A 22,202-nucleotide genomic window follows, 5' to 3' on the forward strand; every position below is an offset into this window, starting at 1 on the left:
AGGGCCCATCCTTATTGCCGTTCTGGAACTGCTAGTGGGCGTGGTCGCCGCGGCTGTATTCGAAGACCCAGCCGATCAAGGCAACGATGGCCAGGCCACCGGCCACGTAGGTTACCCAGAAACCTACGGCCAAGCCGAGGAATCCACCTGCACACGAGAGGCCAAGAACCAGGGGCCACCAGCTCCAGGGGCTGAAGTGACCCTGCTCCCCCGCACCCTCGTGGATCTCTGCGTCAGGACGGTCCTCCGGGCGCATTCCGATGCGCTTGCCTGTGAAGCCAAGGTAAGCACCGATCATGCCTGCGAGGCCACCTACGAGCAGGATGCCGAGCACGCCAACCCACTCGGACCATTCGGTCAGGAAGCCGTACGCAATCGCTACGGGTACGAAGAAGAAGACTCCGGCTCCGAAGAGCCACGATTCAATTTTCATTTGCTGACGTCCCTCTGGTCGGCGTTACCCAGAACTGCTGCTGCGGGTGACGGAGCCTCGGCGGTGTGCACCTGGGCCAACTCCGGGTGGTGGAGATCCAGGGCCGGGCGTTCGGAGCGAATACGGGGCAAGGAAGTGAAGTTGTGGCGCGGCGGCGGGCACGAGGTTGCCCATTCCAGCGAAGCACCAAAGCCCCACGGGTCATCTACTTCAACCTTCTTGTTGCTGCGCCACGTGATGTAGACGTTCCAGAAGAACGGCAGCAGCGAAGCGCCCAGGACGAAGGAGGAAATAGTGGAGAACTGGTTCATCCACGTGAAGTTGTCCTGCGGCATGTAGTCGGCGTAGCGACGCGGCATACCTTCAACACCCAGCCAGTGCTGGATCAGGAACGTGCCGTGGAAGCCGAGGAACAGCAGCCAGAAGTGGATCTTCCCGAGACGTTCGTTCAGCATCTTGCCGGTCCACTTGGGCCACCAGAAATAGAAGCCGGCGAACATGGCGAACACGACGGTACCGAAGACCACGTAGTGGAAGTGGGCGACCACGAAGTAGGAGTCGGAAACGTGGAAGTCCAGCGGCGGCGATGCCAGGATGATGCCGGTCAGGCCACCGAAGAGGAACGTCACCAGGAAGCCGATGCTCCAGAGCATAGGCGTCTCGAACGTGATGGATCCTTGCCACAAGGTGCCGATCCAGTTGAAGAACTTCACGCCCGTCGGTACTGCGATCAGCATCGTCATGAAAGCGAAGAACGGAAGCAGGACGGAACCGGTCACGTACATGTGGTGGGCCCACACGGTCACGGACAGAGCTGCAATGGCGATGGTTGCGTAGACAAGGCCCTTGTAACCGAAAATCGGCTTCCGGCTGAAGACCGGGAAGATCTCGGAAACGATACCGAAGAACGGCAGGGCGATGATGTACACCTCGGGGTGGCCGAAGAACCAGAACAGGTGCTGCCAGAGGACGGCACCGCCGTTTTCGGGATCGAAGATGTGGGCACCAAAGCGGCGGTCAGCGCCAAGGGCGAAGAGTGCAGCTGCAAGCGGCGGGAAGGCCATGAGGACGAGGATTGCCGTCACCAGGGTGTTCCAGGTGAAGATCGGCATACGCCACATGGTCATGCCCGGAGCGCGCATGCAGATGATGGTGGTGATGAAGTTGACGGCACCAAGGATGGTTCCGAAACCGGAGAGCGCGAGCCCGAAGACCCACAGGTCACCACCGACACCCGGACTGAATGTCGTATTCGACAACGGTGCGTAAGCGAACCAACCGAAGCTGGCAGCACCCTGCGGGGTGATGAAGCCGGATACGGCGATGGTGGAGCCGAAGAGGAAGAACCAGAACGCCAGGGCGTTCAGACGCGGGAACGCAACGTCCGGGGCACCAATCTGCAACGGCATGATGACGTTGGCGAAGCCGGCGAACAGCGGGGTTGCGAACATCAGCAGCATCACGGTGCCGTGCATCGTGAACATCTGGTTGTACTGCTCTTTGGTCTGCAGGATCTGCATGCCCGGCTCGAACAGTTCTGCACGGATCAGGAGCGCCATGACGCCACCGAGGCAGAAGAACACGAACGACGCAATGAGGTACATGTACCCGATGGTCTTGTGGTCCGTGGAGGTGATCCAGTTGACGACAATGCGTCCCTTGGATTTAGGAACTACGGGAGCCTCAAGGGTCCCGGCGGATTGAGTGTAAGTAGCCACGTCGCTCCCCTTACTTTTCGTTCAGGTTCGGATTGCGGTCGTATTCCGCACCGAGCAGGCCCGTGTTGCCATCCTGGCGGAGCTTGTCCATGTGGGCCTTGAACTCAGACTCGGAGACAACCTTGACGCGGAAGAGCATTTCGGAGTGATATTCACCGCAGAGTTCGGCGCACTTTCCATCGAAGGTGCCCTCCTTGGTGGGAGTGAACCGGATGTAGTTCGTCTTGCCGGGGATCATGTCGCGCTTCTGAAGGAAGGCGGGAACCCAGAAGGAGTGAATGACATCGCGGGAGTTCAGCTCCAGGTCCACGGACTTGCCAACCGGCAAGTACAGGGTGGGGAGCAGTTCCTTGTCCACTTCGGCGCCCGTCAGGTGAGCCTGAACGCCGGCTTCGTGGAGGTCCTCGGAGATGACCTGGCCCTGCTTGTAGTTGAAGTCCCAGGCCCACTGCTTTCCGCGGACATCAACAACGACATCTGCAGGCTGTGAACGATCGTCGATCGCGCGCTGGTCCTGGTCGGTGAAGTAGAAGAACACCAGCACCATGAACAGCGGGATGGTCAAGTAGAAGACCTCGAGCGGCAGGTTATAGCTGAGCTGCTTGGGGAATCCCGTGGTGCCCTTACGGCGACGGTAAGCAATGATGCACCAGACCAGGAGGCCCCACGTGATGATACCGACTGCCAAGGCGGCGATCCATGAGTTGACCCAGAGGTCCATGATCCGGTCAGTGTGGTTGGTCGTGCCGCGCTCTGTAGGCAGCCAACCCTTCTCTACCTCTGGTGAACATCCGGTCAAAACCAACGCGCCGGCGAGTGCCAAGCCAGTGATCGAGGTGATCTTTATGCGTCGGCTGCCGGTTCGGTTCTGCGAACTCACAGACGGCCCTTCCTCTTGTTGCTGTCTCCCGGCAGGCCGAAGGCTCACCGGGCACACTAAAAGTTTTACTACCCGATGTAGAGCTTACCGCTATCAGGCGGTTTTCGCGCACATGTCAGCGCCGTGGCTCCGAACGCTTTTGAAGCGGCCCGGAGGGGCGCCGACATGCGGCGATGGCTCACATCAGTGGAACGAATCACCGCAGGCGCAAGACCCGCCGGCGTTCGGGTTGTCAATGGTGAAGCCCTGCTTCGAAATGGTGTCTTCAAAGTCGATGCTTGCACCGCTGAGGTAAGGGACACTCATCTTGTCCACGATGACCTCGACACCGTCGTAGTCACGCACAGCGTCTCCGTCGAGCATGCGCTCGTCAAAGTAGAGCTGGTAGATCAAGCCGGAGCATCCGCCAGGCTGGACTGCAACGCGCAGCCGAAGATCGGTGCGCCCTTCCTGTTCGAGGAGGCTGCGGACCTTGCCTGCTGCGACGTCGGTCAGATTGACCTCGTGCGTGGGCAGTTCGTCACTGGTGACGACCTGTGTTCCGGTGCTGTTTTCGTTGGTTGCAGTGCTCATTGGCCTACCTTCTTATGAAGCTTCTGGAGGCGGCGCCGGGACGCTGCCTGCCCTTACCCAATTACATACGGGTTATAGCTAATGCTACGTCGCGCAGACGCTTTGCTATAACTCCAGACGTAACCACTGACAGCATTTCCTTGTTCCCGGCTAAACAGGGACTAAGCCCCCAGCCCCTCGGCATTCAGACGTGCAAGCATCAACGCTTCAGCCAACACTGCGTGGCGGAAGTCGCCGATGTGGAGGGATTCGTTGGCGCTATGCGCGCGGGAATCGGGATCTTCCACCCCTGTCACCAGGATCTGGACGTCCGGATACATTTCCAGGAGGTCGGCAATGAAGGGAATGGACCCGCCGATTCCCATTTCCACCGGCTGCACGCCCCAGGACTGTTCCAAGGCCCACAAAGCGACACGGGCGGCAGATGAGGTCGTGTCGGTGCTGAAGGCGTTCCCGCGCTCCCCCGGCGTAAATGTCACCTTGGCTCCGAATGGCGCCCTCGACTCAACGTGGTTCTTCAAAGCGTCCATGGCAGCTTCGGGGTCCTGGCCAGGGGCCAGGCGCATGCTGAATTTGGCACGTGCTGCGGGAATCAAGGTGTTGGAGGCCACGTCGACGGCCGGTACATCCATGCCGATGATGGACAACGCCGGCTTGGTCCAGAGGCGCGAACCGATGGTCCCGCTCCCGGCGAGCCGCACGCCGTCGAGCACTGACGCGTCGGCGCGGTAGTCCTCTTCGGTGAGGTCGACCACCACGTCATCACGCCCCACCAGCCCGGCGACTGCCACGTTGCCGTCGTCGTCGTGGAGTGTGGCGATCAGGCGTGACAGAAGCGTAGGAGCGTCCAGAACCGGCCCACCGAACATCCCTGAGTGGACGGCGTGGTCCAGGACGCGGACTTCGAACGTGCCGTCCACCAAGCCACGGAGGCTGGTAGTCAGGGCCGGAACACCCACTTTCCAGTTGCTCGAATCGGCCACCACGATGACGTCCGAACGGAGCAGCTCCTGGTGTTCCTCAAGGAAGGTGCGGAAAGTGGGCGAGCCCGCCTCTTCCTCGCCCTCGAAGAAGAAGGTCACGCCGAGGCCGAACTTTTCGCCAAGAACTTCGCTGACGGCGCTGTAAGCAGCCAGGTGGGCCATGATGCCTGCTTTGTCATCGGCCGCACCGCGCCCGTACAGACGGCCGTCCCGTTCTTCCGCCATAAAGGGCTCAGAGGTCCACAGATCCCGGTTACCCGGCGGCTGTACGTCGTGGTGGGCGTACAGAAGGATGGTGGGCTTGCCGTCCGCGGCGGGTCGACGGGCGACGACGGCAGGGCCGCCGGGGGTACCGTCGGCTTTGTTGCACCTCAGGATACGGACGTCCGGCATGCCGGCGGCCTGTACCAGGGAAGATACGGCCTCGGCACTTCGATCGAGTTCATTGGGGTCGAAGCTGAGCCATGCAATGCCGGGAATGGACACCAGGTTCTTCAGGGAATCCATGGTGGAGTTGAAGGCCTCGTTGACCGCCTTCTCCAGTTCCTCGACCGGGATGTCGCCGGAGTGCTGTTGCTTGTTCTGCGGGTTCTCCGCATGCGCTGAAGTCATGGCCCACACTTTACCTCCGGGTAACAAGCCCCCGCGGGATGCAAGGCCGGGCTGACCGGACCCATAACCCCGGCCAACCTCCCACGAGGTAACGTGCGCCACCTCGCCGAGGGTATTCTGTATGGGTGTTCGGACGTAAAAAGGAAGAGCCCAGCGCTCAGTCAGTAGTAGACCAGGCCTACGCCACCGCCCCGGGACCGGGTGCCGGTAAGGGCACCCCTACGCCCAAGCGGAAGGCCCAGGAAGCAGCCCGGAAACGCCCCCTGGTGCCCACCGACCGCAAGGCCTCGAAGGCTGCGGAAAGGGTGGCAATTCAGGACCAGCGCCAGAAAATGCGCCAGGCCCTGGACACCGGTGACGAGAAGTTCCTCCCCCTACGGGACAAGGGACCCCAGAAGCGGTACGTGCGCGACTACGTCGATGCCCGTTTCAGCCTGGGCGAATACCTCATGTTCGGAGCTTTGCTGTTCGTCGTGATCTCGCTGATCATTCCGCCCACCAGCGCCGGCATCAGCTACGTCCTTGTCGGCTTCTGGATCATGTTCCTCGCAGTCTTCGTTGACGTGTTCATCCTGTCGCGCAAGCTCCGCAAACAGCTGACAGCAAAATTCGGCGAGGTTGAGCGCGGATCCGTTTGGTACGGCTGCATGCGTGCGCTCCAGTTCCGCAAGCTTCGCCTGCCCAAGCCACAGGTGAAGCGCGGGCAGTACCCGGCCTAGTAGCCACACCATTCAAAAGGAGACCCCGGACCATTGGTCCGGGGTCTCCTGCTTTTGCGCTTTAGCGGGATGACCGCTTGCGGAGCTTTACCAGGCCCTTGTTGATGCGGGAAACCCAGAACGGACCTTCATAGAGGAAGGCCGTGTATCCCTGCACCAAGGTTGCTCCGGCATCCAGCCGGTCCTGCACATCGCGGGGTGTCTCTACGCCACCAACAGCGATGAGAACGAGCTGATCGCCGACCGCTTCCTTGAGGCGGCGCAGAACCTCCAGGGAGCGCTGCTTGAGGGGCGCCCCGGACAATCCACCGGCACCGAGGGCATCAACCTTTGCGGGATCAGACATGAGGCCGCCCCTGGAAATCGTGGTGTTGGTGGCAATGATGCCATCAAGCTTAAGGTCCAGCGCCAGGCGGGCGACATCGTCAATGTCTTCATCGGACAGGTCCGGAGCAATCTTGACGAGCAGCGGCACATGCCGCCCCGCGGACTCATCGGCGGCGTCGCCGACGGCCCTCAGGAGCGGGCGGAGGGTTTCGACGTTCTGCAACAGACGGAGGCCAGGCGTGTTCGGTGAGCTGACATTGACCACCAGATAATCCGCCGCCGGAGCCAGGGTCCTTGCACTCACCAGGTAGTCCTCAGTGGCGTCCTCCAGCTCCACTACCTTGGTCTTGCCGATGTTGACCCCGATGATTGGCCGTGTGTCACGGTACTGCCTTTGCAAAGCAGCCCGTGCCGACTTAAGCCGCGGCGCAACTGCCGCGGCGCCGTCGTTGTTGAATCCCATGCGGTTGATAACAGCGCGGTCCTCGATCAGGCGGAACAGCCGGGGCTTCTCGTTGCCCGGCTGAGCTTGACCGGTGATGGTGCCAACTTCCACATGGCCGAAACCGAGCTCGGACAGGGCCTCAATGCCGTGGCCTTCCTTGTCGAAGCCGGCGGCCAAACCGAACGGCGACGGAAAAGTGAGGCCCAACGCCTCCGTCCTCAAGGAGGCATCAGGCGCAGTCAGCTTTGCCAGGATCCGACCGGCGCCCGAACGGTGGGCAAGCCGGATTCCCTGGAAACCGATCTTGTGGGCCTTCTCGGCATCCATCCAGGAAAAGGCCAACTTGAAGAATGTGGGGTAAACACGCATGATCCTAGTTTTGCCGTTCCGGGACAACTCGCCAAACCCGTGACCATGGAAGCCGCTAGCATGTACGCATGCCGCCGGTAGATAGTGACGCACATCATGAACATCAGCCAATGACTGCCGACATCGCAGTAGTCGGCGCCGGCCTGTCGGGGCTCGTGGCCGCTGCCACAGCGTATGCCGCCGGAAAGAGCGTCATCGTGCTGGACCAAGAGCCGGAAGCCTCGCTCGGCGGTCAGGCCCACTGGTCCTTCGGCGGCCTCTTCATGGTCGACACCCCGGAACAGCGCAGGCTCGGCGTCAAGGACAGTACCGAGCTCGCGTTGTCTGACTGGTTCGCCTCCGCCGCTTTCGACCGGCCCGCCGATACGCAGGCGCGGGCCTGGGCCGAGGCCTATGTCAACTTCGCAGCCGGCGAGAAGAGGAGTTGGCTCAGGAGCCTGGGCGTCGGCATCTTTCCATTGGTCCAGTGGGCGGAGCGGGGAGGCTACGGACCACAGGGTCATGGCAATACGGTGCCCCGCTTCCACGTCACGTGGGGAACAGGTCCGGCGCTCGTCCAACCCTTCCTGGCCAAAGTGCAGGAGGGTGTGGCCGCGGGAAAGGTGCGGATGTGCTTCAGGCACCGCGCCGCAGCCCTGACGACGACGGCGGGAAAGGTCACCGGCGTGGCCGGCCAGGTCCTGGAACAGTCGACGGCGGTGCGGGGTCAGGCATCGTCCCGGGTCACCGTCGGAGACTTCGAAGTGAATGCGGGGGCGGTGGTGGTGACCACCGGAGGGATCGGCGGCAACCATGAGGTTGTCAGGCGGCAATGGCCGGGGGGAAAGGCGCCTGCGGAGATGCTCAGCGGTGTGCCCGCGTCAGTGGACGGCGGGTTCCTTCCGGCGGTAGCGACAGCGGGTGGCTCGTTGATCAACGGTGACAGGATGTGGCACTACCCGGAGGGAATCCGCAATTATGATCCCGTCTGGCCACAGCACGGCATCCGCATCCTTCCGGGCCCGTCGTCCCTGTGGCTGGACGCCACCGGAGCCCAGCTGCCCGCCCCGCTGTTTCCCGGCTTCGATTCGCTGGGCGCTTTGCGCCACATTGTCGCGACCAACCACGGGTATTCCTGGTTTGTCCTTAATCGGACCATCGCGCTCAAGGAGCTTGCCCTGTCCGGATCGGAACAGAACCCGGATCTGACAGGCAAGGATGTCCGTCTGTTGGCTTCACGCCTGAAACCCGGCGCCGACTCCCCCATCCAGCGTTTCCTGGACAAGGGCGAAGACTTCATCCAGGCCGCCTCGGTGCGGGAACTCGCTGCAGGGATGAACAAACTAACCGGCAACCAGCTGATCAATGCCGGGTCCCTTGAGGCCCTGGTCCAAGCACGTGACCGCCAAGTGTCCAGCGGCTTGGGAAAGGACCCCCAACTCGCGGCAATCAGGGCTGCACGGCGATTTGCCACGGATAAATTGATGCGCGTCGCGCCCCCGCACCGTCTGACGGACCCGACTCACGGCCCCTTGATAGCCATCCGCCTGTCCGTCCTCACCAGAAAGAGCCTTGGCGGCCTCCAGACGGATCTGAAGTCCAGGGTGCTCAACGATGACGGTCATGCCATAGCGGGCCTCTACGCTGCCGGCGAGGCGGCGGGGTTCGGCGGAGGCGGCATCCACGGGTACCGTGCCCTGGAAGGCACCTTCCTCGGCGGCTGTCTCTTCAGCGGGAGGGCCGCGGGGCGGGAAGCCGCCGCCAGTGTCTAAGCTAGGGCCATGGAGTGGACCCCTGACATCCTGGGAAAGGACTTTCAATCCTGCAGTTTTGAGGCGGCAGGGCCTGACGGCGTCGTCCGCCGCGCCACTCTGATCCGTCACAGGGCGGAACTGCCTGCCCGGCCGCACGAAGGTCCGGGGGCTGGAAACGCCCCCTATGGTGCCGTCCTGTTCCTGCACGGTTGGAGCGACTACTTCTTCAATACGGAGTTGGCCCGGTTCTGGGCGGGCCAGGGTTACGACTTCTATGCCCTTGACATGCACAACCACGGACGAAGTCTTCGATCGGACAGCCCGGGTGGCTACGTGGCTGACTTGGCCTACTACGACGCCGAAATCGACGGAGCCCTGGAACTCATCCGTGCTGACCGTGCCGGCGTCCCTCCGGGCAGTCTGACCTTGATGGGACACTCAACCGGCGGATTGATTGCAGCGCTGTGGGCAAGCCGGCACCAGGACGAACTTCAGTTCCTGGTCCTCGACAGTCCATGGCTGGAAATGCACGGTCATTCGTTGGTTCGTCGTGCCGTCCACACTGTGCTGGCTCCCTTGGCCAAACTTCGTCCTGAAACCATACTGAGGCTGCCGGAGAGAGGCTTCTACTTCCGGAGCATCAGCAGCAGCGCCGAGGGTGAATGGGCGCTGGACGAGAAGTACCGGCCCCCGCTTGCCTTCCCTGTCCGGGCAGGCTGGCTCAGCGCCGTCTTCGCGGGCCATGCGCTGGTATCGCAAGGGTTGAACCTGCAGATGCCGGTCTTGGTCCTTACATCTGCGGCCAGCGCCAATGGCATGGTGTGGCAGGAATCGATGCGTCGCTCCGATGCCGTCTTGGATGTCGGCATTATCGCCCTCCGGGCCATGGCACTGGGCCGGACAGTCACCCTGGAACGCATTGATGGCGGGCTCCACGATGTCTTCCTTTCGGCACCTGCAGTGCGGCAGGACGCTTATGCGAGGCTGGGCCGCTGGATCAGTGGATACATGCGCTATGGCGGCCCGCAAGGCAGCGTGCCGGAAACCACCGTGCCGGAACACCCGGCCCAGGAACACCACAGCAGGGAACACCAACAGAAGGGGGATGCATGACGGCTACAGGTAACGCCGGAACACAGTGGGGGCAGGATGTACTGGGCCACAACTACGAGAGCCTGGATTTACCCTTGGGGACTGACGAAGAGGGCCCGGTCAAAGCCACCTTGGTGCGGCACTCGCCACCCACCGGGGACACCGCCCCGCACGGAATCCTCGACTTCCTGACGACCTTCGCAAAAAGAAAGCGCCGTACTCCGCCCGAGTCCGGCGGGGCGCCGCGAGCGGTGCTCTACCTCCACGGGTGGGCAGACTACTTCCTCCAAACCGAGCTGGCCGAGTACCTTACCGCGTCTGGTTTTATGTTCTATGCCCTGGACCTCCGCAAATTCGGCAGAAGCCTGCTCCCGGGACAAACCCCCGGCTACACCTCGGATCTCGGTGTCTACGACGAAGACCTGTCCGCGGCCCTCCGGGCGATTGAAGCAGATGTGGCAGAACGGACCAACAACCCTGTTCCGCCTACGATCCACGTGATTGCCCACTCCCTTGGCGGGCTGATCGCGGCACTCTGGGCCGACCGCAACCCGGGCAAGGTCGGCACCCTCGTACTTAACTCCCCCTGGCTGGAACTCCAGGGCAGCAGCCTCGTCCGCAGCATCGCCATGCACCTGGTGGAACCTTTTGCCCGCACGGACCCGAAACGACCCTTCCGCTTCCCGGAAATGCCGGCGTACTGGGAGAGCGTCAGCAATGAGGCACACGGCGAATGGATGTTGGACCCGGTCTGGCGTCCGCGCACGTCCTTCCCCATTCGCGCCGGTTGGACCAAGGCAGTACTGGCGGGGCACGCGGCAGTGGAGCGCAAGCTGAACATTGACGCACCTGTCCTGGTTCTCCTGTCTGGTCGCACCAGGATTCAGGCGGAATGGACCTCGGACCTTATGCGCGCAGACGCCGTCATCGACGTCGAACAGACCTCCCGGCGTGCTCTCGGCCTTGCCCGGCGGACAGCAGTGTTCCGGTATCCGGGTGCGCTCCACGACGTCTTCCTGTCCCGTCGCACTGTCCGGCAGCAGGCGTACCGGGATGTCGCCGTCTGGCTGGCTGCCTACCCGTATTGATTTAGCCCACGTGTGCTATTCCGCTGCCGGGGCAGCATCGACGGCCCCGCCGTAGCGCCTGTCCCGTTTGGCGTAGATTTCGACGGCGTCCCACAAGGTGAGCCGGTCCACATCAGGCCACAGGGTGTCCATGAAGACGAACTCCGCGTAGGCGGACTGCCAGAGCAGGAAGTTGGACAGTCGCTGCTCCCCCGAACTCCGGAGGAAGAGATCCACGTCCGGGAGATCGGGCTCGTCCAGATACCTCTGTATGGTCTTCTCCGAGACAGAGCCAGGCTTCAAGCGGCCGGCTGCGACGTCCTGCGCAATGGCCGATACGGCATCGGCAATCTCGGCCCGCCCGCCGTAATTAACACACATGGTCAAGGTACAGGTGTCATTGCCCTTGGTGTATTCCTCGGCCTCTTCGAGTTCCTTGATGACCGAACCCCAAAGCCGCGGCCGCCGGCCGGCCCACCGGATCCGGACGCCCCAGTCGTCCAGCTGGTTCCGCTGCCGCCTTAACACGTCCTTGTTAAATCCCATGAGGAAGCGGACTTCCTCGGGCGAACGGCGCCAGTTCTCTGTAGAAAAAGCGTAGACGCTGACGTACTTGATCCCCAGTTCGATGGCTCCGGCCATCACATCAAGGAGGGCAGGTTCGCCGGCCTTGTGGCCCTCGATCCGTGGCAATCCACGCTGGTTCGCCCATCGGCCATTGCCATCCATGACGATGGCCACGTGCTGCGGGATAAGCTCACTTGGAATTGCTGGCGGCACCGCTCCGGATGGATGCCCGTAAGGAGCGACGACCGCCGCTGTTGTCTTGCTTTTCTTTCCAAGTGCCACTGTCAGCTTCGCTCCACGTGTTTGAGTGATTTCAAGGCCCGTTCCAAATGCCATTGCAGGTAACTCGCCACCAGCCCGGCGGCTTCCCTGCGGTGCCGCGGGTCGGAAACGTCCGCGACCTCCCAGTTGCCTGTCAACAAAGCGCCCAGGAGTACCACGGTCTCAGCCGCCGGCGCCGGTGATCCGGGTGGCCTGCAGTCGCCGCAGACCATTCCGCCCACCGGAGCAGCAAATGCTGTGTGGGGTCCCGGTTTACCGCACCGTGCACAGGCCGTGAAGCTGGGGGCCCAGCCTCCCGTGGCCAACGCGCGCAGAAGATAGGAATCCAGGATCAACTCCGGAGGGTGGTCCGAACGGCTCAGGGCCGCCAGCGCACCTACCAGAAGGTTGTATTGGGCCGTGCCCGATTCCGTGTCTGCGTCGGTCAGCTTTTCTGCTGTCTCCGTCATGGCGGCAGCCACCGTAAATCTGCCGTAGTCGGCAGCAATGCTGCTTCCGTAGGCACCTTTCGCCACTGCTTGGGTGACGATGTCCAACGTGCGGCCGGATACCAGCTGAAGGTCGGCCACCATGAAGGGCTCAAGCCTCGCGCCGAAACGGCTGCTGGTCCTGCGGACCCCTTTTGCCACGGCACGGACCTGCCCATGGTGCTTGGTCAGCAAGGTAATAATGCGATCCGCCTCGCCCAGCTTGTGGGTACGGAGAACCACGGCATCGTCCCGGTAGGACCGGGCTGCAAACGATGGATTGGCCACATCTAATCTTCGCACTATGCCTGGACCCGGGACGGTTGCCGGACCGTGTGGTGACAGAGTTTCCTGTCACCACACGGCCGGGGCCTAGGCCTGGGCGTCCCGAACGGCCCTGTTCACAGCCGAGATCAGTGCCTTGAGGGACGACGTTGTGGTGCTCGGGTCAATTCCCACTCCCCACAGGACACGCTCTCCGACGGCGCATTCAACATACGCGGCGGCACTGGCGCTGCCGCCTTCCGACAACGCGTGCTCGCTGTAGTCGAGAACCCGGACATCGACGCCGTCCTGGTGCAGTATGTCCAACAGGGCCGCAATGGGACCGTTGCCATGCCCGGTGCGCCGAACCTCAGTACCCTCGATCCGCAGGTTCGCATTCATGGTCATTGCGCCGGACTCGTCGGTCTCGGTGCTCACGCTGCCCAAGGTATAACGGCCCCACTGGGCCTGCTCTTCGTCCGAGGGCAGGTACTCATCCTGGAAGATCTGCCACAACTGGGACCCGCTGACTTCGCCACCCACGGCGTCCGTGCGTCGCTGGATAACTCCCGAGAACTCGATCTGGGCACGCCGCGGCAGGTCCAAATTGTGCTCGTTCTTCAGCAAGTAGGCAACGCCACCCTTGCCGGACTGGGAGTTGACGCGGATGACAGCCTCGTAGCTGCGACCCAGGTCCTTGGGATCGATCGGCAGGTAGGGCACCTGCCAGGTGAAATCATCCACGGGCTTGCCGGCAGCGGCGGCGTCCTTCTCCAGAGCCTCGAAGCCTTTCTTGATGGCGTCCTGGTGCGAACCCGAGAACGCTGTGAAGACGAGATCGCCACCGTAGGGAGAGCGCTCCGGCACAGGCAACTGGTTGCAGTACTCCACTGTCCGGCGGATTTCATCAATGTCGGAGAAATCGATCATGGGGTCAACGCCTTGCACGAACATGTTCAACCCCAGCGTGACCAGGTCAACGTTGCCAGTGCGTTCGCCGTTGCCGAAGAGGCACCCCTCAATACGGTCCGCACCGGCCAGGTAACCGAGTTCGGCTGCAGCAACTCCCGTGCCGCGGTCATTGTGCGGGTGGAGCGAAATGATGATGCCTTCGCGCGGGTGCAGATTACGGTGCATCCACTCGATCGAGTCGGCATAGACGTTCGGCGTAGCCATTTCCACCGTGGCAGGCAGGTTGATGATGACCTGCTTATCGGCTGAGGCCTCAAAGACGTCGGCGATGGCGTTGCAAACGCGTGCAGCATACTCGAGCTCGGTTCCCGTGAAGGACTCCGGCGAGTACTCGTAGGTGATGTGCGTGTCGGTCAGCGTCTCTTCGTACTTCTTGCACAAACGCGCACCCTGCAGCGCGATATCCAGGATGCCGTCTTCGTCCTGGTTGAAGACCACTCGGCGCTGCAATACGGAGGTGGAGTTGTACAGGTGGACGATCGCCTGCTTGGCACCTACCAATGACTCGTAGGTCCGTTCAATCAGGTGCTCACGCGCCTGGGTCAATACCTGGATCGTGACGTCGTCCGGAATGTGGCCGCCCTCGATGAGCTGGCGGACGAAATCGAAGTCCGTCTGCGATGCCGACGGGAAGCCGACCTCGATTTCCTTGTAGCCCATCTTGACCAGCAGCTGGAACATCTTCAGCTTGCGTGCCGGGCTCATCGGGTCGATCAGCGCCTGGTTGCCGTCCCGCAGGTCAACGGCGCACCAGCGCGGAGCTTTGGTGATGACCTTGTCCGGCCAAGTGCGGTCCGGGACCTCGACCGTGATCTGGTCCTGGAACGGCAGGTAACGGTGGGTGGGCATACCGGAGGGCTTTTGTGCATTACGCATGACGTGTGGCCTTTTCTCTAAGAACTGAATGAAAGCTTAGCCGGACACAACGAAACTCCGCGGCGAGGATGGCCCAGCGTCAGATAGCTTTCAGGCCTCGCCGCGGCAGCTAAGAAGAAGCATTTCCGCACGCACAAAATTACAGTAACACGGTGCGTATGATGACAGTGCAACACCTCATGCAACGTCCACTATGCAGACGCCGCGGCGGTGGCAACACCAGCTGCAGCGTCCACACAAGGAGCCACAGTGCCACAGTCGGGGATCACTCTTTCGAATATCGACCACAGCGTCCGGCCCCAGGACGACCTCTATCAGCACGTCAACGGCGCGTGGCTCAACAGCACTACGATTCCCGATGACAGGCCGCTGGAAGGTACGTTCACCGCGCTGCGCGATGGGGCCGAACTCGCAGTCAAGGCAATCATCGAAGAAGCCGCCGGCAAGGGCGAATCGGCCACCGGTATTGAACAAAAGGTTGGCGGCCTCTACGCCAGCTTCATGGACGAGGCTGCGGCAGAGGTAAAGGGACTCGAACCCGTGCGGGGCCGCCTTGACGAGGTCAGCGCAGTGAGCTCTCCCAAGGACCTGGCGGCTTTGATCGGCCGTCTTTTCCGTTCGGATGTGTCCGGCCTCTTCTCCATCTATCCCGCGCCGGATGCCGGGAACCCGGAACGAATCCTGCTGTACATCGGGCAGGGCGGCTTGGGTTTGCCCGACGAGTCCTACTACCGCGAGGACAAGTTCGCCGGCATTGTGTCGGCGTACAGCAGCTACATCGAAAAACTCTTCACGCTCGCTTCCATTCCCGATGCCGCCGAGGCTGCACAGCGCGTCGTCGCGCTTGAGACGGCACTGGCGTCGCATCACTGGGACAACGTCACGCTCCGGGATCCCCAGAAGACGTACAACCTCAAATCTGCGGAAGAGGCCACAGAGTTGTTCCCCTTGCTCGACACGTGGTTCAACGCAGCTCGGGTCGACGCGGCGAAACGGCGGGAGATCGTTGTCAGCACCCCTGACTTCTTCACTGGCGCCGCCGGGCTGCTGGAGTCCGAACCATTGCAGGCCTGGAAGGAATGGCTGACACTCCGCGTCCTCAGTTCGGCCGCCCCCTATTTGTCGTCTGCGTTCGTGAACACAAACTTCGATTTCTACGGCACCACCCTGAGCGGTACCCCGCAAAACAAAGAACGCTGGAAGCGCGGAGTCGCCGTCGTGGAAGCTGCGCTGGGTGAGGCAGTCGGTCAGATCTACGTCGAACGGCACTTCCCTCCCGGTCACAAAGCCCGGATGGAATCCTTGGTGGCCAACCTGATTGCGGCCTACCGCGAGAGCATCTCTTCCTTGGCTTGGATGGGTGAGGAGACGAAGAAGGAAGCCCTCAAGAAGTTGGATGCGTTCCGTCCCAAGATTGGCTTCCCGGAAAAGTGGATCGACTATTCCGCAGTGGAGATTGACCCCAATGACCTTCTCGGAAATGTTGAACGCGCGCATGACGCCGACGTTGACCGCCATCTGGACGAAATCGGCAAGCCCGTCGACCTGACGAAGTGGCTGATGACGCCCCAGACGGTCAACGCCTACTACCACCCGATGTTGAATGAGATTGTGTTCCCGGCGGCAATCCTCCAGCCGCCGTTCTTTACCGCCGAGGCGGACGACGCCGTGAACTACGGTGGAATCGGGGCAGTGATCGGACACGAAATCGGCCATGGCTTCGACGACCAGGGATCGCAGTTCGATGGCAGCGGTGCGTTGCGAAATTGGTGGACCGAGGAGGATCGCACAGCATTCGAAGCACTCACCGCCAAGCTGGTAGCGCAATTCGATGCTCTCTCACCGTATGCCGCCCCAGAGCACAAGGTGAACGGCAAACTCACCCTGGGTGAGAACATTGGCGATCTGGGCGGCCTCACCATCGCCTACAAGGCATACCTTCTCAGCCTTGATGGCAAGGAACCGGAAGTTATAGATGGCTTCACCGGTCCGCAACGGTTCTTCATGTCCTGGGCGGCCGGGTGGCGTCAGGTAATCCGGACCGAGGAAGCAATCCGCAGGCTTGCCACGGACCCCCACTCCCCCAACGAGTTCCGGACCAACGCAATCGCCAAGAACCTCGATGCATTCCATGAAGCATTCGAAGTGGCTGAGTCGGACGGCATGTGGGCGGAACCCGGGGAACGCGTCAGCATCTGGTAGGAAGCAGGACGACGACGGCCGGGCCAGTTACGCAACTGGCCCGGCCTTCGCTTTGAACCGGCAATGGCTCTTGAGGTACTGATCCTCGCTTACTGATCGATGTAGAGCGGGTTCACCTGCTGGCACACGGCGTCGCTGGCCGTCTGGTTGACCACGTTGGACGGGACCGAAGCTGCTCCGTAGGCGGTACCGGTAGTGAAGTCGGTACCCACATAGAGCTGCACGCCAGCCACTCCGGGGGCCTCCTGCACCTGGGCAGCCGGGATGCCGTAGAGCTTGGCCACATCTGCAGCCACATCGGCAAATCCCTGCCCGTAGTAGAGCACGGTTTGGTCCACCGGGTTGGCCAGGTAGCTCACTGCCTGGGTAAATCCAGCGCCCGTGAGAACAGTCATCAATTCCTGCGCCCTGGTTCCCACGCCACTGCCGTTGGCCACAGAGACAGGCTGGATGGCTTTGTCGTAGGCGGGCGCCGGAGGCGTGGTGGCCGTGGGCTGGGGTGCCGGGGTTTCCGAAGGCGTGGGTGTTGATGTAGCCCCGGGCGTGGTCAGGTCCAGGTCCGCGCGCAGTGCTGCGAAGAGTTGGGACGCTTGAGGTTCAACGAGTTCCAGCCGGTTTGGATCCACTGCTGCAGCTTGCGTGGGAACGGCCACAAAAGCCACCTTGGACACATCAATGTCTTTGAGGCGGCCACCAATCGTCAGCAGCGACGGGACAGAGGCCAGGCCTTCGTCAACAGTCAGGTTTTGGGTGACAACGTCTGCGATCTGGAGGAGCCGCTGCGGATTGCCCAGAGTGCCTTCACTCTTCAGCTTTCGCGTCAGGGAAGAAAGGAATGCCTGTTGGCCCTTGATGCGGCCCAGGTCTCCGCCATCGCCGAACGCATGCCTGGTGCGCAGGAAAGCCAGGGCCTGTTCGCCTTCGACCAGTGAGTCGCCCTTCTGCAGGCGGAGCCGGGAGTCCGGATCAAAGACGGGGTCACTCACGCACACATTGACGCCGCCCACAGCGTGGGAGAGTTCCTTGACGGCGTTGAAGTCGGCCATCATAAAGTGGTCGATTTCCAAGCCGGTCAGTTTATTGACGGTATCCACGGCACAGCCGATGCCGGCCTCTGCCATGGCTTCGTTGATCATCACGCCGCTGCGGGCAGGAAAGGTCTGGTTGTTGGTGCGGTCCGTGCACTGGGGAACATCCACCAACAAATCCCGGGGAAAGCTGAGGACATTGACCCGCTTGTTGTCAGCGGAAATGTCCAGCAGCATCATGACGTCCGAGTGGCCATAGCCTGTGGAGTCTTCGGTACTTCCGTACTCGGCGTTCTTCCCGTCACGGGTATCGGAGCCAAGGATCAGGATCTGCAGGCGGTCTGTCTTGTCGTTGGCCAGGGCATCGCCGGCGTTACGTGACTCCGCGGCGCTAAGCGGCGCCTTGGTGATGTTGGTCTGCAGCCGGATGAACCAGAAAGCAGCGAAGGCGACGCCGGCAACCAAGGCAACCGAGACCACACCGGTGACAATCTTCAACCAGAGCGGCAGTCCCTTGCGTTCATTCATATGGCGCGGAGTGCCGTCAGCATCCGCTCCATGGCGTGCCGCAACGGGGCCTGCGGTGCCGGTGCCCTCTGGGCGGGCGTCACGACGTCGCACTATTCGGTTTACCTTTCCTTAAACAGCTCGATCCCCGCAATCATAGTTGCCGTTTCTGGGAAGTTCCTTATCGGGCCGGGAGCCACGCCGGAACCAGCATTGCTGGCTAGAATCCTAGTTTGACCAATTGCTTGGGGTCCCGCTGCCAGTCCTTGGCGACTTTAACGTGCAGATCGAGGTAGATCCGCGTGCCGAGCAAGGTTTCAATACCCTTGCGGGCATTGGTTCCCACTTCGCGCAGACGGCTTCCGCCCTTGCCAATAATGATGGCCTTCTGCGAGGGACGCTCGACATAGAGGTTCACCCGGACATCCAGGAGCGGGTTGTCCTCGGACCGGCCTTCACGCGGAACGATTTCCTCCACCACAACTGCCAAGGAGTGCGGAAGCTCGTCCCGGACACCCTCCAAGGCGGCTTCACGGATGAGCTCAGCGATCATGACCGCTTCCGGCTCATCTGTCAGCTCACCATCCGGATAAAGCGGCGGGGAGGAAGGCATGTGGCTGATCAGGACGTCGGCGACGGTGGAAACCTGGAAACCATCAGCAGCTGACACCGGAACGATGTCGGCCCAACCTTGTTCACCCAGAACCTCACGGCCGAGCGCTGCGACAGCGAGCAGCTGCTCCGTGAGAGCCTGCCGGTCGACAAGATCTGTCTTGGTCACCAAAGCAACGATCGGCTTGCGCCCGACGGCGGCCAGCTGGGCTGCGATGAATTTGTCGCCGGGGCCGATCTTTTCGTTGGCGGGCAAGCAGAAACCGATGGCATCAACTTCGGCCAGGGTATCGGCGACAAGCTCGTTGAGGCGCTTTCCCAAAAGGGTCCGGGGACGGTGAAGTCCCGGGGTGTCCACGAGGATCAATTGTGCGTCCTCGCGGTGGACGATACCGCGGATGGTGTGACGCGTGGTCTGCGGTTTGGCCGAGGTAATGGCCACCTTCTGGCCCACCAAGGCATTGGTCAGGGTCGACTTGCCCGCATTCGGCCGGCCCACCAGCACCGAGAACCCCGCGTGAAAGCCGCCGAAGTCGCTATCGGCGTCGAATTTCTTATTTTGCTTGCTCACGTGGAACTCCCTGTTGCGTTGAGTCGGCGTCGTCGAGAAGGTCTTCAAGGTCAGTGTCTTCCTTTGGCATGGCGGCCGCAATGATATGGCTGACCCTGTTTCGGCGACCCTCCAGCCTATCTGCCTTAAGGAACACGCCGTTCACTTCAACCGAGCTTCCAACAATCGGAACCTGGCCAAGCGCCTTTGCGAGGAGGCCGCCAACGGTGTCCACCTCGTCGTCGTCGAGGTCAATATCGAACAGTTCCCCAAGGTCATCGATGCTCATTCGCGCACTCACCCGGTACTGCCCATCGCCCAGGTCGACGGCTTCCTCCGCTGCGGCATCGTATTCGTCAACGATTTCACCCACGATTTCCTCAATGAGGTCTTCCAAAGTCACCAGGCCGGCGGTTCCGCCGTATTCATCAATGACAATGGCCACGTGGGTGGACTCCTGCTGGAGTTCCCTCAGCAAATCACTCACCGGCTTGGACTCGGGGACGTATCGGACATCGCGGGCCAGCGAATCGACGTCGTGCGCCTGCAAGCCCGGTTCGCCGCGGTACATCGCTGCGGCAACATCCTTGAGGTACAGAATGCCTCGGATCTGATCCGTGTTCTCACCTATGACAGGGATTCGCGAGTACCCCGACCTCAGGAACAAGCCCATGGCAGTTTCAAGGTCCGCGCCGGTAGCGATGCTGACGATGTCCGTGCGGGGAACCATGACGGAACGCACCAAAGTGTCGCCAAAGTCAAAGACCGAATGGATGAGCTCCGCTTCGTTGTCTTCGATCATGTCCGACTCTGCCGCACGGTCGACAAACTCGCGGAACTCTTCCTCACTGACAAAAGCGTCGTCACCGCTGGGAGCGCCCGGGGCTACTGCTTGGCCAAGCGCCACCAGCCATCCTGGGATCGGGCCCAGGATCCAGCACAGGAACCTGATCAGCGGTGCCGTGAAACGCACCACGGGTCCGGAGTGCGCGCGTCCCAATTGCCGGGGTGAAACGCCGACGAGCACAAAGCCGATCACGGCCATGATCCCTGTTGCCGCAAGCCCGGCGAGCCAGACGTTGTCCAGCAGGCTGTGGAGGACAACCGCGACGGCCACTGCCGCTGCCATTTCAAACCACACACGCCAAAAGCGCAGGGCCCGCATGTGGGCGATCGGGTTTTCAAGGATGCCGGCCAGGGCCTTGCCTTTGCTCCGGCCAATGGATTGTTCGGCCTCATGCCGCGGCAGGAAGTTGAACGCAGCCTCGGCCGCAGTCAGCAGTGCAACAAAGCTGAGGAATACCAGCGCCATGCCGACCAGAATGATCGACGTCACTGCATGGTCTCCATGGGGGCATCCTTGCCCAGGAATTCAGACAGCAGTTCCCGCTGCAAGCCAAACATTTCTTCTTTTTCATCGGGCTCGGCGTGGTCAAAGCCCAGCAGGTGGAGGATTCCGTGCGTGGTCAGCAACAGCATTTCATCCTGCGTAGGGTGGCCCGCGTTGCGGGCCTGCACTTCAGCCACCTGCGGGCAGATCGCGATGTCTCCAAGCATGCCCTGCGGAGTTGGCTTGTCCGGGGTGCCGGGCGTCAGTTCGTCCATGGGCACGGACAGCACATCGGTGGCTCCCGGCTCGTCCATCAGCTCAATGTGCAGTTTCTCCATGGCGGGTTCGTCCACCAGCAAGATGGACAGCTCTGCCTGGGGGTGGATATACAGGCGCTCAAAGATGAAGCGGGACAACGTCACCAGCTGCGCTTCATCCACTGCCACGCCGGACTCGTTGTTGACTTCAATGCTCATTTACGTTCTCCACGTTTAGGTGTGTGTGCTGCCTCTGCGCGGTGGGCATCATCCCACGCGCTGTAGGCGGAGACGATATCGCCCACCAGGCGGTGCCGTACTACGTCTGCGGCCTCGAGGATGGAGAAATTCACGTCGTCGATCCCGGTCAGGATTTCCCGGACAATACGCAGCCCGGACGTTGCTCCGAAGGGCAGGTCGATCTGCGTGACGTCACCGGTGACCACCATTTTGGAGCCAAAGCCAAGCCGGGTCAGGAACATCTTCATCTGTTCCGGAGTGGTGTTCTGGGCTTCATCAAGGATGATGAAGGCGTCGTTGAGGGTCCGACCACGCATGTAGGCCAACGGAGCCACTTCGATGGTGCCCGCCGCCATCAATCGCGGGATGGATTCCGGATCCATCATGTCGTGCAGGGCATCGTAAAGGGGGCGCAGATAGGGGTCGATCTTGTCGCTCAGAGTGCCTGGAAGGAATCCCAGCCTCTCCCCCGCTTCAACGGCGGGCCGCGTCAGGATGATCCGGCTGACTTCCTTCATTTGGAGCGCCTGGACGGCCTTGGCCATGGCCAGGTAGGTCTTGCCCGTACCTGCAGGGCCAATTCCGAAAATCACCGTGTTGTCGTCAATGGCGTCAACATAGTTTTTCTGGTTCAGCGTCTTGGGCCTGATGGTCTTGCCACGGCTGGAAAGAATGTTGTGGGTCAGGACGTCCGCGGGGTTTTGCACAGACTGGGTCCGCAGGAGGGACACCAACTGCTGGAGCACATCAGGCGTTACCAATGTCCCCTTCGCCACAAGACCGCGCACTTCCTCAAGGAGGCGCATGATGCGGGGAATGACGGTTGCGGGACCGGTCATGGAAAGCTCGTTGCCCCGGACGTGGAAGTTGACGTCCTGGAACTGTTCCTCGATGTACCGCAGGGCTTCATCGTGGCTGCCCAGCGAGTGAACCATCTGGTCGGAGTTGTCGAAGGTGACAACCTCCGTGCGCGTGCCCGGTAAGGTGTGCGGGAACTCGGTGGTCGACTGGTTCCCGTTTCCGGTCCTGAGCCGCCCGTTCAAAGATTCACTCATAGTGCTGGCCGTACGGCCTGTTCTCCTCCGGTTGATCGTATG

19 protein-coding genes are annotated in these 22,202 nt (G+C 61.7%); 5 read left to right on the forward strand and 14 right to left on the reverse strand.

From position 1 onward, the window contains the following. Positions 1-31: 31 nt before the first annotated feature. From HMI60_RS03530 to HMI60_RS03550, 5 genes are all read right to left on the reverse strand, one after another. Positions 32-433 carry a cytochrome c oxidase subunit 4 gene (locus tag HMI60_RS03530; RefSeq protein WP_018777683.1) on the reverse strand — a complete coding sequence of 134 codons (402 nt, stop codon included), beginning with the start codon at positions 431-433 and terminating at the stop codon, positions 32-34. Then, complete coding sequence (gene ctaD, locus HMI60_RS03535; RefSeq protein ID WP_018777684.1) at positions 430-2,151, reverse strand: cytochrome c oxidase subunit I; 1,722 nt, start codon at positions 2,149-2,151, stop codon at positions 430-432. Before ctaD ends, HMI60_RS03530 begins: the two co-directional genes overlap by 4 nt. Before the next feature lie 10 nt (positions 2,152-2,161). Beyond that, entirely contained in the window at positions 2,162-3,031 is an 870-nt protein-coding gene (gene coxB / locus HMI60_RS03540) for a cytochrome c oxidase subunit II (RefSeq protein ID WP_018777685.1), read from the reverse strand. A gap of 183 nt (positions 3,032-3,214) precedes the next feature. Then, positions 3,215-3,604, reverse strand: coding sequence for an iron-sulfur cluster assembly accessory protein (locus tag HMI60_RS03545; protein ID WP_018777686.1), 390 nt, complete (start codon positions 3,602-3,604; stop codon positions 3,215-3,217). A gap of 161 nt (positions 3,605-3,765) precedes the next feature. After that, positions 3,766-5,199, reverse strand: a complete 1,434-nt coding sequence (locus tag HMI60_RS03550) for a dipeptidase (RefSeq protein ID WP_193590575.1) — start codon at positions 5,197-5,199, stop codon at positions 3,766-3,768. Between the two features lie 125 nt (positions 5,200-5,324). Between HMI60_RS03550 and HMI60_RS03555 the strand changes: the two genes are divergently transcribed. Continuing rightward, positions 5,325-5,918: a DUF3043 domain-containing protein gene (locus HMI60_RS03555; protein ID WP_039241322.1), complete on the forward strand. Its 594-nt coding sequence runs from the start codon at positions 5,325-5,327 to the stop codon at positions 5,916-5,918. Positions 5,919-5,979: 61 nt separating this feature from the next. On the opposite strand, the gene HMI60_RS03560 is transcribed toward HMI60_RS03555, so the two are convergent. Continuing rightward, the gene (locus tag HMI60_RS03560) at positions 5,980-7,059 is read right to left on the reverse strand and encodes a quinone-dependent dihydroorotate dehydrogenase (protein WP_039241323.1); all 1,080 of its coding nucleotides are present in this window, start codon (positions 7,057-7,059) and stop codon (positions 5,980-5,982) included. Positions 7,060-7,169: 110 nt separating this feature from the next. Between HMI60_RS03560 and HMI60_RS03565 the strand changes: the two genes are divergently transcribed. From HMI60_RS03565 to HMI60_RS03575, 3 genes are read left to right on the forward strand one after another with little or no spacing between them, the layout of a single operon-like run. Continuing rightward, positions 7,170-8,810: an FAD-binding dehydrogenase gene (locus HMI60_RS03565; RefSeq protein WP_193590576.1), complete on the forward strand. Its 1,641-nt coding sequence runs from the start codon at positions 7,170-7,172 to the stop codon at positions 8,808-8,810. Between the two features lie 9 nt (positions 8,811-8,819). Next, on the forward strand, positions 8,820-9,905 hold the full coding sequence (locus HMI60_RS03570; protein ID WP_110504674.1) for an alpha/beta hydrolase: 1,086 nt from the start codon (positions 8,820-8,822) through the stop codon (positions 9,903-9,905). Next, complete coding sequence (locus HMI60_RS03575) at positions 9,902-10,972, forward strand: alpha/beta hydrolase (protein ID WP_055975883.1); 1,071 nt, start codon at positions 9,902-9,904, stop codon at positions 10,970-10,972. Before HMI60_RS03570 ends, HMI60_RS03575 begins: the two co-directional genes overlap by 4 nt. Positions 10,973-10,987: 15 nt before the next feature. On the opposite strand, the gene HMI60_RS03580 is transcribed toward HMI60_RS03575, so the two are convergent. The 3 genes from HMI60_RS03580 to leuA form a co-directional block, all read right to left on the reverse strand. Then, positions 10,988-11,800: an isoprenyl transferase gene (locus tag HMI60_RS03580; RefSeq protein WP_193590577.1), complete on the reverse strand. Its 813-nt coding sequence runs from the start codon at positions 11,798-11,800 to the stop codon at positions 10,988-10,990. A 2-nt stretch (positions 11,801-11,802) separates the two neighbouring features. Then, entirely contained in the window at positions 11,803-12,555 is a 753-nt protein-coding gene (recO, locus tag HMI60_RS03585) for a DNA repair protein RecO (RefSeq protein WP_018777694.1), read from the reverse strand. Between the two features lie 84 nt (positions 12,556-12,639). Then, positions 12,640-14,379: a 2-isopropylmalate synthase gene (leuA, locus tag HMI60_RS03590; protein ID WP_026267156.1), complete on the reverse strand. Its 1,740-nt coding sequence runs from the start codon at positions 14,377-14,379 to the stop codon at positions 12,640-12,642. A gap of 249 nt (positions 14,380-14,628) precedes the next feature. Here leuA and HMI60_RS03595 point away from each other — a divergent pair, with 249 nt between their 5' ends. After that, positions 14,629-16,581: a M13 family metallopeptidase gene (locus HMI60_RS03595; protein ID WP_193590578.1), complete on the forward strand. Its 1,953-nt coding sequence runs from the start codon at positions 14,629-14,631 to the stop codon at positions 16,579-16,581. Positions 16,582-16,670: 89 nt separating this feature from the next. Here the strand turns inward: HMI60_RS03595 and HMI60_RS03600 are convergent, their stop codons facing one another. The 5 genes from HMI60_RS03600 to HMI60_RS03620 form a co-directional block, all read right to left on the reverse strand. Then, entirely contained in the window at positions 16,671-18,230 is a 1,560-nt protein-coding gene (locus tag HMI60_RS03600; RefSeq protein WP_039241328.1) for an LCP family protein, read from the reverse strand. A 106-nt stretch (positions 18,231-18,336) separates the two neighbouring features. Beyond that, positions 18,337-19,299, reverse strand: coding sequence for a GTPase Era (gene era, locus HMI60_RS03605; protein WP_018777698.1), 963 nt, complete (start codon positions 19,297-19,299; stop codon positions 18,337-18,339). Continuing rightward, positions 19,283-20,614: a hemolysin family protein gene (locus HMI60_RS03610; protein ID WP_018777699.1), complete on the reverse strand. Its 1,332-nt coding sequence runs from the start codon at positions 20,612-20,614 to the stop codon at positions 19,283-19,285. The genes era and HMI60_RS03610 overlap by 17 nt, the downstream gene beginning before the upstream one ends. Further along, positions 20,611-21,084: an rRNA maturation RNase YbeY gene (ybeY, locus tag HMI60_RS03615; RefSeq protein ID WP_018777700.1), complete on the reverse strand. Its 474-nt coding sequence runs from the start codon at positions 21,082-21,084 to the stop codon at positions 20,611-20,613. The genes HMI60_RS03610 and ybeY overlap by 4 nt, the downstream gene beginning before the upstream one ends. Continuing rightward, on the reverse strand, positions 21,081-22,160 hold the full coding sequence (locus HMI60_RS03620; RefSeq protein ID WP_193590579.1) for a PhoH family protein: 1,080 nt from the start codon (positions 22,158-22,160) through the stop codon (positions 21,081-21,083). Before HMI60_RS03620 ends, ybeY begins: the two co-directional genes overlap by 4 nt. Positions 22,161-22,202 lie beyond the last annotated feature (42 nt).

Origin of the sequence: Paenarthrobacter sp. YJN-D, from assembly GCF_015040335.1 — a bacterium.
Taxonomy (GTDB): Bacteria; Actinomycetota; Actinomycetes; order Actinomycetales; family Micrococcaceae; genus Arthrobacter; species Arthrobacter nicotinovorans.